The sequence below is a fragment of the Bifidobacterium sp. MSK.13.1 genome, assembly GCF_019131435.1.
In the GTDB taxonomy this organism is placed as follows: domain Bacteria; phylum Actinomycetota; class Actinomycetes; order Actinomycetales; family Bifidobacteriaceae; genus Bifidobacterium; species Bifidobacterium pseudocatenulatum.
The window spans coordinates 95,106-109,174 of the sequence record NZ_JAHOMM010000003.1; the positions used below are offsets into that span (position 1 = coordinate 95,106).

Here is a 14,069-nt window from a genome sequence, read left to right on the forward strand (position 1 = left end):
TCATGTACTGATATGTTGCTTACACGACGAAAGCCCCGACCATGACGGTCGGGGCTTTCGTCGTTCATGACACTTGTACAAGCGTCATTCTGCGCTACACTATGCATATATATTAGACATCGTGTCCATATAGATGGAGAGAGACATGACCGATCAACGCAAGGAAGTCATCAATCAACTGCATGAATTGAACATTCTGCTGCTGCATACCAAGCTGAAGGCCACACGCACACAGACCGCGCTACGAGCCGCCACACGAGTATGCAACGTCGAAGCGGCACGTCGTGGCGTGCCACCGCTGCAACAACTTCCCAAAAGCCATGACACGGCAACGCACATGCTTGACTGCCTCAGCACCGAGGATCTTTCCACCCTCAGCGAACTTCTGCAGCGCATCATCGACAACACCGACACCAGGATTCTCGATGAAGAGGTTGTCGAGCGACGCAAAGCCATCCATGAATTCCTTATGCTGAATCACACAGATACGGAGGTGCAGGAATGAGCGACGAGCAGGAGACCATTCCCGAAGCAAATGCCCCCAAACCAATCCGCATCGACAAACGATCCCTGTTCACTCCCAGTGAAGCCGTGGCCGTGGAACAGCATTCCACAACACCACATGTGTCACGAACCCGTTATGGAACCGCACGCATCGAAGGTCGCCTCTCCTCCCCCAATGCGAGAGTACCCGCAGTCATATCGCAACATTGCGGCGGCATCACAGTCAAAGGCCATACGCTCAAATCGTTCGCCTATACCACCGACGCTGCGATCATCCGTAATACCAATGCCAACGCCATTCTCGCCGTCTACCCGTTCACTGGAGAACCGGTGATCACACAGGCGTTGCTCACTGTGGCACAAATGCCACTTTTCGTAGGCGTCGGAGGAGGCACCACCACCGGTCCGCGTGTGACCGAGCTGGCCATGGTGGCTGAAATGCAAGGTGCGGCAGGCGTCGTCATCAACGCGCCGGCACCCGCGGAAACCATCGAAACCACCATGTCCATGGTCGACATTCCCGTTATCGCAACAGTCACGGAAGACGACGAAATCACCGAATGCAAGATTCTCGCCGGTGCGGCCATCATCAACGTCGCAGCCGGAGCACGCACCGCGCAAGTCGTGGCAAGCATACGTGCGCATCATCCGGAAATACCGATCCTGGCATCGGGAGGCGGATCCGAAGATCGCATCCTCGCCACCATCGAAGCGGGCGCGGATGCCATCACATGGACGCCGCCAAGCGCGCAACAGCTGCAATCGCAGATGATGGCGAAATATCGCGGCGAAGCCTGATTCAAGCCAATCAAAAACGAAAGCGACCGCAGCGCAATCGCAAAACAATTCAGGAGAACATACCGATATGGGAGTGGGGTGTGACCGAAGCCTGTCGGCCACACCCCACTCCCATCGACGTTTCCCATTGCCACCATCGCTTACTCCAAAGCGCCAATCATGGCTTGGAAATCCTCATTCTCCCTGCATTGGAACGGATCCAGCAGCACCATATCCATCTTCCGCGGCGCATGCAACGATAGTCTGGTCCAATCGCAGGAATACTGCGCGCCATGCGATTTGGCCGCACTGACGAATCTGCCGCGCAATGCGGCACGAGTATCCGCCGGCGGCATGGTACGCGCCTTTTGCGCCTCACGACCGTCAATCAGCGAACGCAAGGCACCACGGCGAAGCAACGACGCATACAACGCGCCATTGGCCACGTCATGATAGTCCAGATCCAACTGTTCCAGCTTGCTCAGCGGAAGATCCGCACTGGAACGGGCACGTAACGCTTCAAACAGGCGGTACTTGCACACCCAGTCCACGCTGTCTCCCAAAGCATTTGCATTGCCGGAACGGAACGCTTCCAACGTATTGCGCCACTGACGAAGCACATCGTGCACATCGGTGCGAGGCAACGACGAAGCCACTTCCGGATGCTCATCCACGAACTGTTCCACAGCCTGTAGATAACGTTCCTGCATGGCTACGGCACCACCCTGCAACGTCGATCCATCGGCCATGGCAAACGAAGCATTCACGCCGCTCATATCGCGACTGACCGCACGGTTTGCGGCACCGGCGTCCGCGAACGCGAACCGCGAGAATCCCGACTCACGTCCTTCACGCCCAGCCTGTTCGATAACGCACAGCACCAGATGCGTGGTGGCCAGCTTCATCATCGTGGCCCATTGAGAACGGTTTGAATCGCCGATGATCACATGCAGCCTTCGGAAGGCGTCGGGATCGGCATGCGGCTCATCCCTCGTGTTGACCATTGGACGCGATCTTGTGGTCGCCGATGAAACAGCCTCATCCAGAAAATCGGCACGCTGCGTGATCTGGAAACCTGATTCCGTCACCCTGCCTGCGCCAGTGAACAGCTGCCTGGTAATCAGGAACGGCAGCAATTCGTGTTCGATGACGTCCAACGACACAAAACGACGTACCAGATAGTTTTCATGGCAGCCGAAGGAATGCCCTGCGGAATCCACATTGTTTTTGAACACATGCACTGTGGCACGTGGCCCATGCGTGGCTCGAAGCCTTTGCTGGGCGTCCAACGCAAGATCGCGCATCACCAGTTCGCCGGCCGCATCCACGGCAAGGGCGTCCATGGGATCGCAGGCCTCGGACGTGGCATATTCAGGATGCGATCCGACATCAAGATACAGTCGCGACCCGTTTTCAATATACGTATTGGTCGATCGCGCGGAGGCAACGATCGGCTGGAACATCATCATTGCCGTCTGGCTGGCGTCGCATGGCACATCCGCACCGGTCACGCTGACGCCGTATTCCGTTTCAATGCCGAAAATACGAGCGAAAGAATGAACCTCACGCAACGTTCCCGCATCAAGCGGTGACGAGGAATGATTGCCGCTGTCTCGCAGCTGCGGCATCACTCGCCGCCTTTTTGCACGAAACTACCGACATATTCCTCAGCATTGGACTCGAGCACCGATTCGATATCGTCAAGCACGGCATCCAACGCATCAGCGGTTCCGTCGACTTGTACGCCGGCGGATTCGACAATGTCACCCACCTCTTGGCCTGCGGATGCGGATTGAGCCTGTTCAAATTCCTGAGGCATGACATTCCTCCCTGTAACTTCCGGTTGCAAACCTGCAAAAAAACGCTGCGCCACACCTTATATCAGGTGTGGCGCAGCATGCAACACTATGCCAAATACTGGCTCAGATCATTGGTGATCAGACCATTGGTGGCCATCACATCGTTCTCCTGGCGCCAGTGAACGCTTTCGCCGTTCCACTGGGTCAGATGGCCTTGCGCCTCCCAAATCACCACAGCACCAGCAGACACGGCAGGTACGTCCCACTCATGCAAGTGCGGTTCGAAATACGCATCGTACGTACCGTCGGCCACCTTGCACAAATCAAGGGACGCCGGGCCGACACGTTTAATATCGGCAGGACGTCCGGCAATCTTCGCCACCACATCGAGCGCACGCTGCGATTCGGACGATACCGGAGACATGCCGAAACTCACCACCGAACCATCGAGGGACGACGTGGTGGAAGGAATGATTTTCTCGCGTTTGTCTCCCAACGGAGTTTTGCGAATACGAATCGCGCCGGATCCACGCACCGCAAGATACGTCAATCCCAGTGCCGGAGCGTGCACAATCGAAAGGATCGGCTGTGCGGAGCACTGGTCGTTGAATTCGAACAATGTCACGGTGATGGCCCATTCCGGCATGCTTCGCGCGAAATTGATCACGCCGTCGATGCCACCCACACACCAGTATCGCTGGCCGGGATAGCACTGTTCAGGGCGAAGCTGCCAGAAGCCGTCGAACACGTTGACATAGGTCAGGCGGTTGCTGATGAACTGCTGCAGGCGCTTGTCGGTGTCTGAAGTGAAGTGGAAGCAGTCTTCGGACACTTCCAGTTTTCTCATGTCGTGCGGATTCATCTGGTCGTTCAACGCATGCTTGCCTGCGTCCTGCAGGATGCGTGCGACTTCGAGGGCGATTTGCCTCAGTTCCATAGATATGCCTTTTCGTTTCCTCTGTACAGTCCCGGCACGTCCTCTCCTCAAAATACCGGGATGATGTTACCTGTTGTCAATGGTCGTTCTTCGCGACCAATTGATGGCAATGTTACCCGCACAGATTGCATTTCACCGTAACATTTCCAAAATCGACGCCGCATCTTGGACACGCTCACAATAGCGGGAACATTGAGATTTGCTATATTTCAGAGGGTCTGACATATCCAATGAGACCATCGGATTCTCCACGGTATTATCACCAATCGTTCGATGGCGCACCGTAAGATGCGACCACGATGCGGCCACAACCTGTTCTGGAAAACGACGAATCATTTCGGCACGCAACCAAGCACGGGTATCGGAAGGCGCTTCCACCGAAGCCTGCACCAACTGCCCGTCCGTAAACAACCGCTCCGTTTGGGCACGCAACCGATCGAAAATCGAGTCAGCGGGATCAATCGCAGCCCACTTTAAATCGACGGCCGCAATACGCGCATCATCCCAACCGGAGCCAATTTTACGACGCAGCTTCTCCAACAACTGCCATTTCAATAGCCATTCAATGCGGCCAGCTTGCTCGCGCATCGTCAAACGCGCATCATCATCGGCATGCCTGATGGCAGCCACATCGGCGAGCGCCTGCCCCCACATCGCCATGATGTTACGGGTCGAACGGTCAGACCATGCCGGTTCACCGGACGTGTCGGTTCCATAGATCACGGCAGCGGCAGCATACACCAGGCCACGCAGGGTGACCTCAATCTGCCATGCCGAGGTCTCGCCGCCATATTCCAGCGGCAACATGGCACCTAATGTCAAATCATGAGACACCTCGTGCATGGCGCTCACCGGATCGGCGAGCATGATTGGCTCCAACGCTTCGTCTATGTTCAATCCCGCCTCTTCGGCATGCTCAAGCAGCCACAGCAGCATGCTGGTGGTGCCGAGTTTCAGCGCCTGCGGCACATCCATACGATTGGCGTCCCCGACAATCACATGCAATCGACGGTATGCATCCGTGCTGTGCGATTCGTCTCGAGTATTGATGATCGGCCTGTCGAATGTGGTCTGCAAACCGACTTTCATATGAAAATAGTCGGCGCGCTGGCTGAGCTGGTATCCGGCGGTTTCGCTTCGTTCGCCGATACCGACGCGACCTGATCCGGTAAAAATCTGTCTCGCTGCAAAATGTGCCGTCATGAGTTTCGCAACTTGGTCAAACGGCACCGAACGCAGCATCATATAATTTTCGTGGGTGCCCCAGCTTGCACCTTTGCCGTCGACGTTATTACGGTGCAGCGCGATTGCGATACCGGTCTGTTCGCTGGCTTTGCGCGCGCACTCACGCATGATGAGATCGCCGGCATGGTCGTAGAGCACGGCATCGAAGGGATCATCGGTTTCGGGCGCGGAATATTCAGGATGTGCATGATCCACATACACACGGCCGCCATTGACTGCAATCACATTGGTGATGTTGAGCTGCGGCGCGTCCGTCAACAGATCAGGATGCGCGGATGCACGTTCCAGCCTGGTGCCGCGGGCGTCGTTGACCGGATCCTCCTGCCGATAGTCCCAGCGAATATGCTTGGTTTGTTCGTTCGCCGCGGCACCGACCACATCGAACGATAGCTTCACCGGATTGTAATGCTCCATTTCGAGAGCGGAAACCGCGTATTCCGTTTCCGTGCCCATGATTCGACGAACGCTCATTGATACGACTTCCCTTCGTCTGATTTCGCGTTGCCTGCCAGCATTATTCGACTGGTCGTATACGGGTGATGCGCCCTGCTTCCAAACCATTGATACGGCTCCACTGTTCCGGATTGGCATCCAACACCGCATCGCGGGTTTCAAGAAACTCCTCGTCGACGGCCTTCGCCAACAGATCGACGCCAATCGCCGCCGGCTGTCCGCTTTCGATGGAGATTTTCACAGCACGGGTTTTGGCACGATCCACAATGTTTTTCAGCACCGCACCCGACACCACATCCGCCAGATAGATCGGATGCCATTGCCCATGCTCATCGCACACGTCGCACAGATACCGGTGCTCGTCCGTCGAATAGATATCGCTGACCAGCACCCCAATCAAAGCCTTCGCATCCACCCCTGGCACCAACGGCAAATCGTCGGTCAGATAATGGCGGATGATCTGCGCCGCCTGAGCCGCTTTCGGACGCTCCACACGAATCTTCACATCCAAACGACCAGGACGCAACACCGCCGGATCAATCATGTCGATACGGTTCGAAGCGCCGATGACCATAACATTGCCAAGCGTTTCCACGCCATCAAGTTCAGCCAAAAACTGCGGCACAATAGTGGTTTCCACATCCGACGACACGCCGGATCCACGAGTGCGCAGCAGCGAGTCCATCTCGTCAATGAACACGATCACCGGTTTGCCATCCGCCGCACGCTCACGCGCACGCTTGAAAATCATGCGGATCAGGCGTTCCGACTCGCCCACGAACTTGTTGAGCAGTTCCGGCCCCTTCACCGACAGGAACACGCCACGACCGCCGGCAGCGCCTTCGGCGAGCGCATTGGCCACAGCCTTGGCGATCAGCGTCTTTCCATTGCCTGGAGGCCCATACAGCAGCACGCCTTTCGGCGGCTTCAAATCATAACGTTCGAACAGTTCGCGATGCAGGAACGGCATTTGCACGGCATCGCGAATACGTTCGATCTGCTCATCCAAACCGCCGATATCAGCGAACGTGACATCCGGCACTTCCTCAAGCACCAAGTCGGCATCATCCTGCGCGGGAACCAACGCAAGCGCGAATCTCATGGACGAATCGACCGTAACACGGTCGGACACATTGATCGAAGTTTTCGACAGCGCTCCCGAACGGCGGACCAACGCAACGTTTCCACCGCCATCCGCGACCAGCAATCGCCCATCATCAATGACCTGCTTCACCGTGCGCACTGCGCCCACAGCATCGGTGCCGGCTTGCGAAACCACCACCATGTTCTCGTTGAGCAGCACCGTGCGCCCAGCCTCAAGCCTGGATGCCTGCACATTCGCCGCAACCGGCACGATCATGCGACGGCTTCCGGAAATCACCTCGGCGCTGGCATGCTGTACCCCCTGTTCGTCCGTGCGAGAGGAATGCACGCGAACCATGGTGGCGAAGGTCATGGGCGGTCCCGCCAACTGGTTCAGCTGGGCCTTGGCCTTGGTGAGCTCCTGGGTGGCACGGCTCAACGCCTTGGCCAACGCATGATTCTTGGCCATCAACTGGTCGTTGGCCTCACCCAACGACGCCAACGTCTCATCACGTTGATCCATTTCATCAGCCTCGCTTTCCACCGAATGCGTTTCGAGCCGTTCCGTCATTTCGTCATGTCATGGCGCATTCGCATTCAACATGCTCAACCCTTAAGAATACCCATTGTCCTCATGATTTCCGACAATCAAAACCATGCTTGAACAAGAATCGCCGAACATTGCGCCCACTCCCACCCTTTCCCAGCCTGGACTGCTGGTGATGGATGTGGATTCCACGCTGATCGATGAGGAAGTCATCGACGAGCTGGGCGCCGCCGCTGGAATTGGCGAGCAGATCGCGTCGATTACCGCACGTGCGATGAATGGCGAACTTGATTTTCGCGAGGCGTTGCAGGCTCGTGTTGCGCTGCTTAAGGATCTGCCGACTTCGGTGTTCGATGATGTGTATCGTCGCGTGCATTTCACACAGGGGGCGCTTGATTTGATTGACGCTTTGCATGCGCATGGTTGGAAGGTCGGCGTGGTTTCCGGCGGTTTCCATGAAGTCGTGGACCGTCTTGCCGCCGACGCGCATCTTGATTTTTGGATTGCGAATCGTTTGGAAGCCGCTGATGGTTGTTTAACCGGCCATGTGCTTGGCGATATCGTTACGAAAGATGTGAAATTGCAGTCACTGCGTGATTGGGCTTCACGCATGGGCATCAGCATGGGTCAGACTGTTGCGGTTGGCGATGGAGCCAATGATCTGCCGATGATTCATGCCGCCGGGCTTGGCGTGGCGTTCTGCGCCAAGCCTGCGGTTCAGGCGGATGCTCCGCATCGTGTGAACGAACGTGATTTGACCCGGATTCTTGATTTTCTTCGTTGATTCGCATTCTTCGATGATGCGAATCCCGATAGATCCGAGTCGCGATATAGCAAAATCCGATATTGCAGGATAACGATATTGCCGTGTGAAATGATGATGTTCACACGGCAATATCGTTATGATCCGTTTATTCGACACTACTTGCAGTAGGCTCCGTCGAGATGCGCGCCACGCGCCCAATCGGCGGCACGCATGGCTTTTTTGCCTTGGGCTTTGACTTCCAGCAATTCCAAAGGATCTGAGGAAGTACCCACCCACACGTTCTTTTTTCCGGCCACGATCCGCCCTGGTTCTAGCGAAACGGGTGTGTTGGGATTGCTCATATCGGCGCCCTGCGCACGCAACACATGCAACGTGGCCGGTTCTGCTTCGGCATTGGCGTGCAGTTCGCACCATGCGCCCGGATTGGGCGTGCAGGCTCGAATCTGACGATCCACCGCGAATACAGGAATGTCGAAACGAATATGCGCGTCTTCAACCGTGATCTTCTGAGCCACCTCATATGCGCCGGCAGGCTGTTCCACAGGCGCGATCTGATCGTCGGCCATGGCCTGCAGCGAGGCGGCAAGCAAACGGGAACCATCCTCGGCAAGACGGTTCAGCAGCTCACCCGCCGTTTCATGCGCTCCGATTTCCACAGTGGACTGCGCCAGAATCGGACCGGCATCCATGGCTCGCACGATGCGGAACACCGTGGCTCCGGTCACCTTCTCGCCCGCCCAAATGGAACGCTGCACGGGAGCCGCGCCACGCCACTGCGGAAGCAGCGAGAAGTGCAGGTTGTACCATCCCATCGGCAGCGCGTCGAGCACATCCTGCTTCAGGATTTTGCCATACGCCACCACTGCCGCGGCCTGGGCACCGGTCGCAGCAAGTTCGGAAATGAACGTTTCCTCGCTCGGATCGGATTCAATCACCGGCAAACCAAGATCAAGAGCGGCCTGCTTCACGGGATTCGGTACCAGTTTGCGTCCACGCCCGGTAGGAGCATCCGGTCGGGTGAGCACTGCGACCACTTCGAAACGCTCGGTATCTTCAGCCAGCATTTTCAACGACGGCACCGCAACATCCGGAGTACCGGCAAACAGCACTTTCAGCACGAAAAGTCCTCCTTATCAAATCCTCATCACATCGTTATCATCGTGGGAATCATTCCGGCCGCATCAACAGCATGTAAGGCAGCGGAACGCAACACACTATGCCTGATGCACCGCGGGAATCTTCACACCCGCATCAATCAGCAGCGCACGCAACGCACGTGAATCCTTGAATCGAACGCCACGAATGCCCGCATTGTTCGCACCTACGATATTCATGGCCTTATCGTCCACGAACACCGCGCCGGAAGCGTCAATGCCGAACTGTTGCAACGCGAACTCGTAAATATCCTTATTCGGCTTACGCAGGGAGACATATCCGGAAACCACACGATCGTCGAGGCTGCGCAGAATATCGAAATTGTCGAGCGCGATCGGGAACAGATCCTTCTGCCAGTTGCTCAATCCCCACACATGCACGCCGGCCGCTTTCAAATCGTTGATGAGCACGCGGGCGCCCGGCACCACGCCGGTCAACGAGTCGACGAAATTGTCGAGATAGTACTGCAGCATGTCGGCCCATTTGTCTCCATAACGTTCACGCATCAGGGCGACGCCGTCATCATTCGACATGCCGCAGTCCAGTTCATCGTTGATGTCGTAGAAGCCGGAAATATCGTTGTCAAGGAACTGTTCAACAAGCTCGTCGCTATAGCGGGGCGTCATCACGGCCACCGGATCCCAGTAGACGAGCACGTTGCCGAAATCGAAAATCACATCGGTGATCGGCTTGCCCGCATTCACCGCAGCTTCGCCGTCAGCCATGAGCACGTCGTACTCCATATCAGGCTCTCCAGGCCAACCCTTCATATGATCCTCCATTCACTGCTGTGCGGCCTCATGCCGAACTGCCAACCTGTCTAGTTTTTCACGGCGAGGGGACGTGCGTCAGATTCGCTCCTTCGGATCAAGCTGAAAACGCAGTTCTCCCGGTTCGCGCGCGGCCACATGGCGGGCACTGGCGGAACGCAAACGCAACGCCAACTCACCTCGGCGACTTTGCGGCACACGCACCACCGCCTTGACACGATCCGCAGTGCCTTCCAATTCGCGCGAATCAATGGTCCGAGGCTGCGGAATAGGTACCGGCCCCAATACGGACGGCAGCATGCCTTCGGTGGTTTCGATGGCGGACAGGTCACCCCCACCCAACGCGCCGATACGTTCCAGCGTGACCTTCACCGCGTCACGACGTCCCCATACGCATGCGGCGGCAAACACAGGCGGCAATGCGGTTTGTTCACGTTCCCGCAATTCGGTTTGCGCCAGCAACGTTGAATTCCAAAGCATCAACGATTGAGCGAGCGTGGGATCGGTTTCGCCGATCAACAGGGCCTGACCTCCCCTGATTCGCGGCGCGCACAGCGAAACCGCGCGCATCCACGACGTCAACGTGTCTACGCCCGCGTCAATGCCGAAGGCGTACAAGCTGGTCCATGCGTCGAGAATGGCCACGGCCCGGTATTCGCATTCCGAGGGGTTCCTCCCACGCACACGGGGTTCTGCGCCGGGAGTGGCGATGACCAACTGCGGCGCAAACCCGATATCGGGAACAATGCCGCGTGGCTGGCTCGGCGTTGAAAGCACAATGGGCACGCCACGAAACAGTCGACTCAGCTCCTGCGCAGTTCCGGCGGCACCCACACGAACCACGCGCATACGTTCGTTATGGCATGCCGGGCAAGCCCATTGCACAGTGGCGACACCGCACCAACGACAACGCACCGACCCATCCCGTAACCGTTCCAATGGACCCGTGCAGTACGAGCAGCGAGCCTGACGGTGGCATTTCGCGCAGCTCAATGCTTCACCGATGCCATCCTGCGGAATGCTCAACAGCACCGGACCGCTTTCCAACGCCTTCGACAGCACTCGCACCGCAGTGTGCGGCACACGCGCTCCGATGGTCGAATCCGCAAGTCTTGCCAATTCGTCACGGTTCAGCCAACGAATCCAAGGACTCGCTTCCTTGGTTACGGCAGGGAATGCGTGAATCGGCGTACTGAAACCGCTGACCTGGGTGGCACCGACATGCGCCGCATCGGTTTCCCACTGGCTTTGCACACTGCGCGCATTGGCCATCGCGACGAACACGCCATTATGCGCTTTTGCACGTAACCGCAACACTCCGCGGGCGTTGGCGTAAGGCATCATGCCATCGGCATCCTGATAGCACACGTCATCGAGAATGAGGAACAACGCATTGCCATCCACCGGCGCATACATCGCCGCCCGTGTGCCGATCACGCACCGCACCTGCCCTCCACTGATGGCCAGATACGCACGATACCGTTCAGCAGGCGCCATCTGCGCGTTCAGAATGGCGAAATCGCCGCCGTACGCACCGTTGGATGATTGGGTTGGCGCGAAACAGCGCAAGCCGATCGACTGCAACGTTTCGGCCATGTCCTCAATCTCACGCATGGTCGGCAACACCAGTACCGCCGGTTTGCCCTGCAATAAGGCCGCGGCCACCATCCAGGCCACGCACTGCCTCCAATGATGGGATCCCGGCAATGGGTCGAGCACGAACGCTTGGAAACGTTGCCCTTCCAATGCCGTACGAAGCAGGTCGATATTACCGTATTGCCGCTGCAACTGCTCGTACGATTCCCGCTCGATCTTGGCAAGCGATTCGATACGTCCGTTTTTTTCAATACCCGTTCGATTGCCGCTACGTTGTTCCTGTTCGACGCGAGCCACGCGCGGAGGCACCGCCAAACGCAGGATATTGGCTCGCGTTCCGCCGAATGCGTCCGCGATAAGTGTGGCATCGTTGCGCATGGATTCCGACACAAGCACACGATCGATGACCACCCGTTCGATGAACCGCAATGACGATTCAGGGGTTTCGCTGGTATCGGTCCGTTTCCAAATGATGCCGTTGACCCGTTGCCCGCCGAAGCGGACACGCACCATTACGCCGGGCTGGGCGGCTTCGGAATACTTCTCCTCAACGTAATAGTCGAAGGTCTGCCCCAAATGGATGGCCTGAATATCCAGCACCACTTGGGCTATGGGATGCTCCGCAGCCGGCGTTTTAACCGCGGGCGCACGCTTGCGCCGCTTGCGCGGGGCGAGCCCGTCAAGCGCCAGCTGCTCGGCATCCTCAGTACTCATGATTCAAGGGTAACTCAGCCTTCGATGGCGGCTTTCAGCTCGTCGACCTTATTGGTGGTCTCCCAGGTAAAATCAGCATCGTTGCGTCCGAAATGACCGTAAGCAGCGGTCTTGGAATAGATCGGACGCTTCAGATCAAGCTCGTCGATAATGGCGGCCGGTCGAAGGTCGAACACCTTACGCACAGCCTGCTGGATCTGCTCGCGAGTCACACCATTTTCAGTGCCGTACGTTTCCACATTGATGGACACCGGATCGGCCACGCCGATGGCATACGCCACCTGCACCTCAACCTTGTGGGCCAGACCTGCCGCCACAATGTTCTTGGCCACCCAACGCGCCGCATAGGCAGCGGAACGATCCACCTTGCTCGGATCCTTGCCGGAGAACGCGCCACCGCCATGATGAGCCGCACCGCCATACGTGTCGACGATGATCTTGCGACCGGTCAGACCGGCATCGGCAGCCGGACCGCCCAACACAAACGAACCGGTCGGATTGACAAGCACGCGATATTCATCATGCGCCACACGATCGGCAAGCACATCATCAAGCACAGGACGAATCACATGTTCCGTCAACTGCTCCTTAAGCCACGCCTGATCGACTTGAGGATCATGCTGCGTGGACACCAACACCGTGTCAAGACGAACGGGAGCATCATGCTCATCATATTCAATGGTCACCTGGGTTTTGCCATCGGGACGCAGATGAGGCACTTCGCCATTCTTACGAACCTCAGTAAGACGGTAAGCCAAGCGATGAGCCAAATAAATCGGCAATGGCATCAGCACATCGGTCTCGTCGCACGCATAGCCGAACATCACGCCCTGATCGCCGGCGCCCTGCGCCTCATAACGCTGCTCGCGAGATGCCTTCGACTCCGCTTCGCCACTCAAACGAGCCACACCCTGGTTAATCTCAGAGCTCTGCTCGGTCAACGAAACGGTCACGCCGCATGAATCCGCATCAAGACCAACGCGAGAACTGGTATAGCCGATATTGCGCACCACAGAACGCACAATGCTCTGAATATCGGAATAGCCTTCACTCGTCACTTCGCCGAACACGAAGAACTGGCCAACCGTGGCGCATGTCTCCACGGCCACGTGGGACTGCGGATCCTGAGCAAGCATATCGTCAAGAATCGCGTCGGAAATCTGATCGCAGACCTTGTCCGGATGCCCCTCCGTCACTGACTCAGCGGAAATCAACTTCAATTCAGCCATCTGGCTGCTCCTTTCACGAACGCCCCACACGTTCGCCCTTCTGATTGCTACGAAAAAAACGCCCCGTCCTTCGCATACGCAATCAATAGCTTCACTATGGACTATTCAAAGCGCACCGCTCAGGTATCGGGGCGAATGAAAACTTGGAATCCGGTTCTTATCGCAAGAACCGTTACATCAGTTGCCTTCGGTCAGATCGTCTTCGCCGAGGGTCTCTTCAAGCAGACCATCATTGATCTCACGGAAAGCGATGGATAGCGGCTTTTCCTGATTCTGATACTCCACCAGCGGACCGACGTTCTGCAGCAGGCCCTCGTTGAGCTGGGTGAAATAGGAATTGATCTGGCGAGCACGCTTGGCTGCGAAAATAGCAAGAGCGTACTTGGAGTCCGCATGCTCCATCAAGTCATCGATCGGCGGTTCCGCAAGACCGGTCGGGGTTGGCTGAGTGCCGAATGCCATATTGATTATCTCCCAATCATCAGATAAGCCAA

At 57.0% G+C, this 14,069-nt stretch carries 13 protein-coding genes; 3 read left to right on the top strand and 10 right to left on the bottom strand.

Annotated elements, in window-relative coordinates; genetic code table 11:
* Positions 1-145: 145 nt before the first annotated feature.
* Together KSY55_RS05175 and KSY55_RS05180 are read left to right on the top strand one after the other, a co-directional pair.
* A complete protein-coding gene (locus KSY55_RS05175) occupies positions 146-505 on the top strand; it encodes a hypothetical protein (protein ID WP_022244919.1) in 360 nt (119 codons plus the stop codon).
* Complete coding sequence (locus tag KSY55_RS05180) at positions 502-1,302, top strand: hypothetical protein (protein WP_004219488.1); 801 nt, start codon at positions 502-504, stop codon at positions 1,300-1,302. The genes KSY55_RS05175 and KSY55_RS05180 overlap by 4 nt, the downstream gene beginning before the upstream one ends.
* A 140-nt stretch (positions 1,303-1,442) precedes the next feature.
* Here the strand turns inward: KSY55_RS05180 and pafA are convergent, their stop codons facing one another.
* The 5 genes from pafA to arc form a co-directional block, all read right to left on the bottom strand.
* A complete protein-coding gene (gene pafA, locus KSY55_RS05185; protein WP_217749587.1) occupies positions 1,443-2,909 on the bottom strand; it encodes a Pup--protein ligase in 1,467 nt (488 codons plus the stop codon).
* Positions 2,909-3,100 carry a ubiquitin-like protein Pup gene (locus KSY55_RS05190; protein ID WP_004219490.1) on the bottom strand — a complete coding sequence of 64 codons (192 nt, stop codon included), beginning with the start codon at positions 3,098-3,100 and terminating at the stop codon, positions 2,909-2,911. The genes pafA and KSY55_RS05190 overlap by 1 nt, the downstream gene beginning before the upstream one ends.
* 86 nt (positions 3,101-3,186) lie before the next feature.
* On the bottom strand, positions 3,187-4,017 hold the full coding sequence (locus KSY55_RS05195; RefSeq protein ID WP_004219491.1) for an inositol monophosphatase family protein: 831 nt from the start codon (positions 4,015-4,017) through the stop codon (positions 3,187-3,189).
* Positions 4,018-4,149: 132 nt separating this feature from the next.
* Positions 4,150-5,733: a depupylase/deamidase Dop gene (dop, locus tag KSY55_RS05200; RefSeq protein ID WP_217749588.1), complete on the bottom strand. Its 1,584-nt coding sequence runs from the start codon at positions 5,731-5,733 to the stop codon at positions 4,150-4,152.
* Positions 5,734-5,776: 43 nt separating this feature from the next.
* Positions 5,777-7,321: a proteasome ATPase gene (gene arc / locus KSY55_RS05205; protein WP_022244921.1), complete on the bottom strand. Its 1,545-nt coding sequence runs from the start codon at positions 7,319-7,321 to the stop codon at positions 5,777-5,779.
* A 133-nt stretch (positions 7,322-7,454) separates the two neighbouring features.
* Here arc and serB point away from each other — a divergent pair, with 133 nt between their 5' ends.
* Positions 7,455-8,129: a phosphoserine phosphatase SerB gene (gene serB / locus KSY55_RS05210; RefSeq protein ID WP_004219498.1), complete on the top strand. Its 675-nt coding sequence runs from the start codon at positions 7,455-7,457 to the stop codon at positions 8,127-8,129.
* A gap of 137 nt (positions 8,130-8,266) precedes the next feature.
* Here the strand turns inward: serB and fmt are convergent, their stop codons facing one another.
* From fmt to rpoZ, 5 genes are all read right to left on the bottom strand, one after another.
* Complete coding sequence (fmt, locus tag KSY55_RS05215) at positions 8,267-9,229, bottom strand: methionyl-tRNA formyltransferase (RefSeq protein ID WP_004219500.1); 963 nt, start codon at positions 9,227-9,229, stop codon at positions 8,267-8,269.
* Between the two features lie 96 nt (positions 9,230-9,325).
* On the bottom strand, positions 9,326-10,036 hold the full coding sequence (locus tag KSY55_RS05220) for an HAD family phosphatase (protein WP_022244922.1): 711 nt from the start codon (positions 10,034-10,036) through the stop codon (positions 9,326-9,328).
* A gap of 78 nt (positions 10,037-10,114) precedes the next feature.
* The gene (locus tag KSY55_RS05225; protein ID WP_217749589.1) at positions 10,115-12,346 is read right to left on the bottom strand and encodes a primosomal protein N'; all 2,232 of its coding nucleotides are present in this window, start codon (positions 12,344-12,346) and stop codon (positions 10,115-10,117) included.
* 14 nt (positions 12,347-12,360) lie between these two features.
* Positions 12,361-13,575, bottom strand: coding sequence for a methionine adenosyltransferase (metK, locus tag KSY55_RS05230; RefSeq protein WP_022244924.1), 1,215 nt, complete (start codon positions 13,573-13,575; stop codon positions 12,361-12,363).
* A gap of 177 nt (positions 13,576-13,752) precedes the next feature.
* The gene (rpoZ, locus tag KSY55_RS05235) at positions 13,753-14,037 is read right to left on the bottom strand and encodes a DNA-directed RNA polymerase subunit omega (protein WP_003836480.1); all 285 of its coding nucleotides are present in this window, start codon (positions 14,035-14,037) and stop codon (positions 13,753-13,755) included.
* Positions 14,038-14,069 lie beyond the last annotated feature (32 nt).

What these genes read in the sequence shown, in the direction of transcription:
- KSY55_RS05175 (WP_022244919.1), top strand. Translation starts at nt 146, where the DNA reads ATGACCGATCAACGCAAGGAAGTCATCAATCAACTGCATGAATTGAAC.
- KSY55_RS05180 (WP_004219488.1), top strand. Translation starts at nt 502, where the DNA reads ATGAGCGACGAGCAGGAGACCATTCCCGAAGCAAATGCCCCCAAACCA.
- pafA (WP_217749587.1), bottom strand. Translation starts at nt 2,909, where the DNA reads ATGCCGCAGCTGCGAGACAGCGGCAATCATTCCTCGTCACCGCTTGAT.
- KSY55_RS05190 (WP_004219490.1), bottom strand. Translation starts at nt 3,100, where the DNA reads ATGCCTCAGGAATTTGAACAGGCTCAATCCGCATCCGCAGGCCAAGAG.
- KSY55_RS05195 (WP_004219491.1), bottom strand. Translation starts at nt 4,017, where the DNA reads ATGGAACTGAGGCAAATCGCCCTCGAAGTCGCACGCATCCTGCAGGAC.
- dop (WP_217749588.1), bottom strand. Translation starts at nt 5,733, where the DNA reads ATGAGCGTTCGTCGAATCATGGGCACGGAAACGGAATACGCGGTTTCC.
- arc (WP_022244921.1), bottom strand. Translation starts at nt 7,321, where the DNA reads ATGGATCAACGTGATGAGACGTTGGCGTCGTTGGGTGAGGCCAACGAC.
- serB (WP_004219498.1), top strand. Translation starts at nt 7,455, where the DNA reads ATGCTTGAACAAGAATCGCCGAACATTGCGCCCACTCCCACCCTTTCC.
- KSY55_RS05220 (WP_022244922.1), bottom strand. Translation starts at nt 10,036, where the DNA reads ATGAAGGGTTGGCCTGGAGAGCCTGATATGGAGTACGACGTGCTCATG.
- KSY55_RS05225 (WP_217749589.1), bottom strand. Translation starts at nt 12,346, where the DNA reads ATGAGTACTGAGGATGCCGAGCAGCTGGCGCTTGACGGGCTCGCCCCG.
- metK (WP_022244924.1), bottom strand. Translation starts at nt 13,575, where the DNA reads ATGGCTGAATTGAAGTTGATTTCCGCTGAGTCAGTGACGGAGGGGCAT.
- rpoZ (WP_003836480.1), bottom strand. Translation starts at nt 14,037, where the DNA reads ATGGCATTCGGCACTCAGCCAACCCCGACCGGTCTTGCGGAACCGCCG.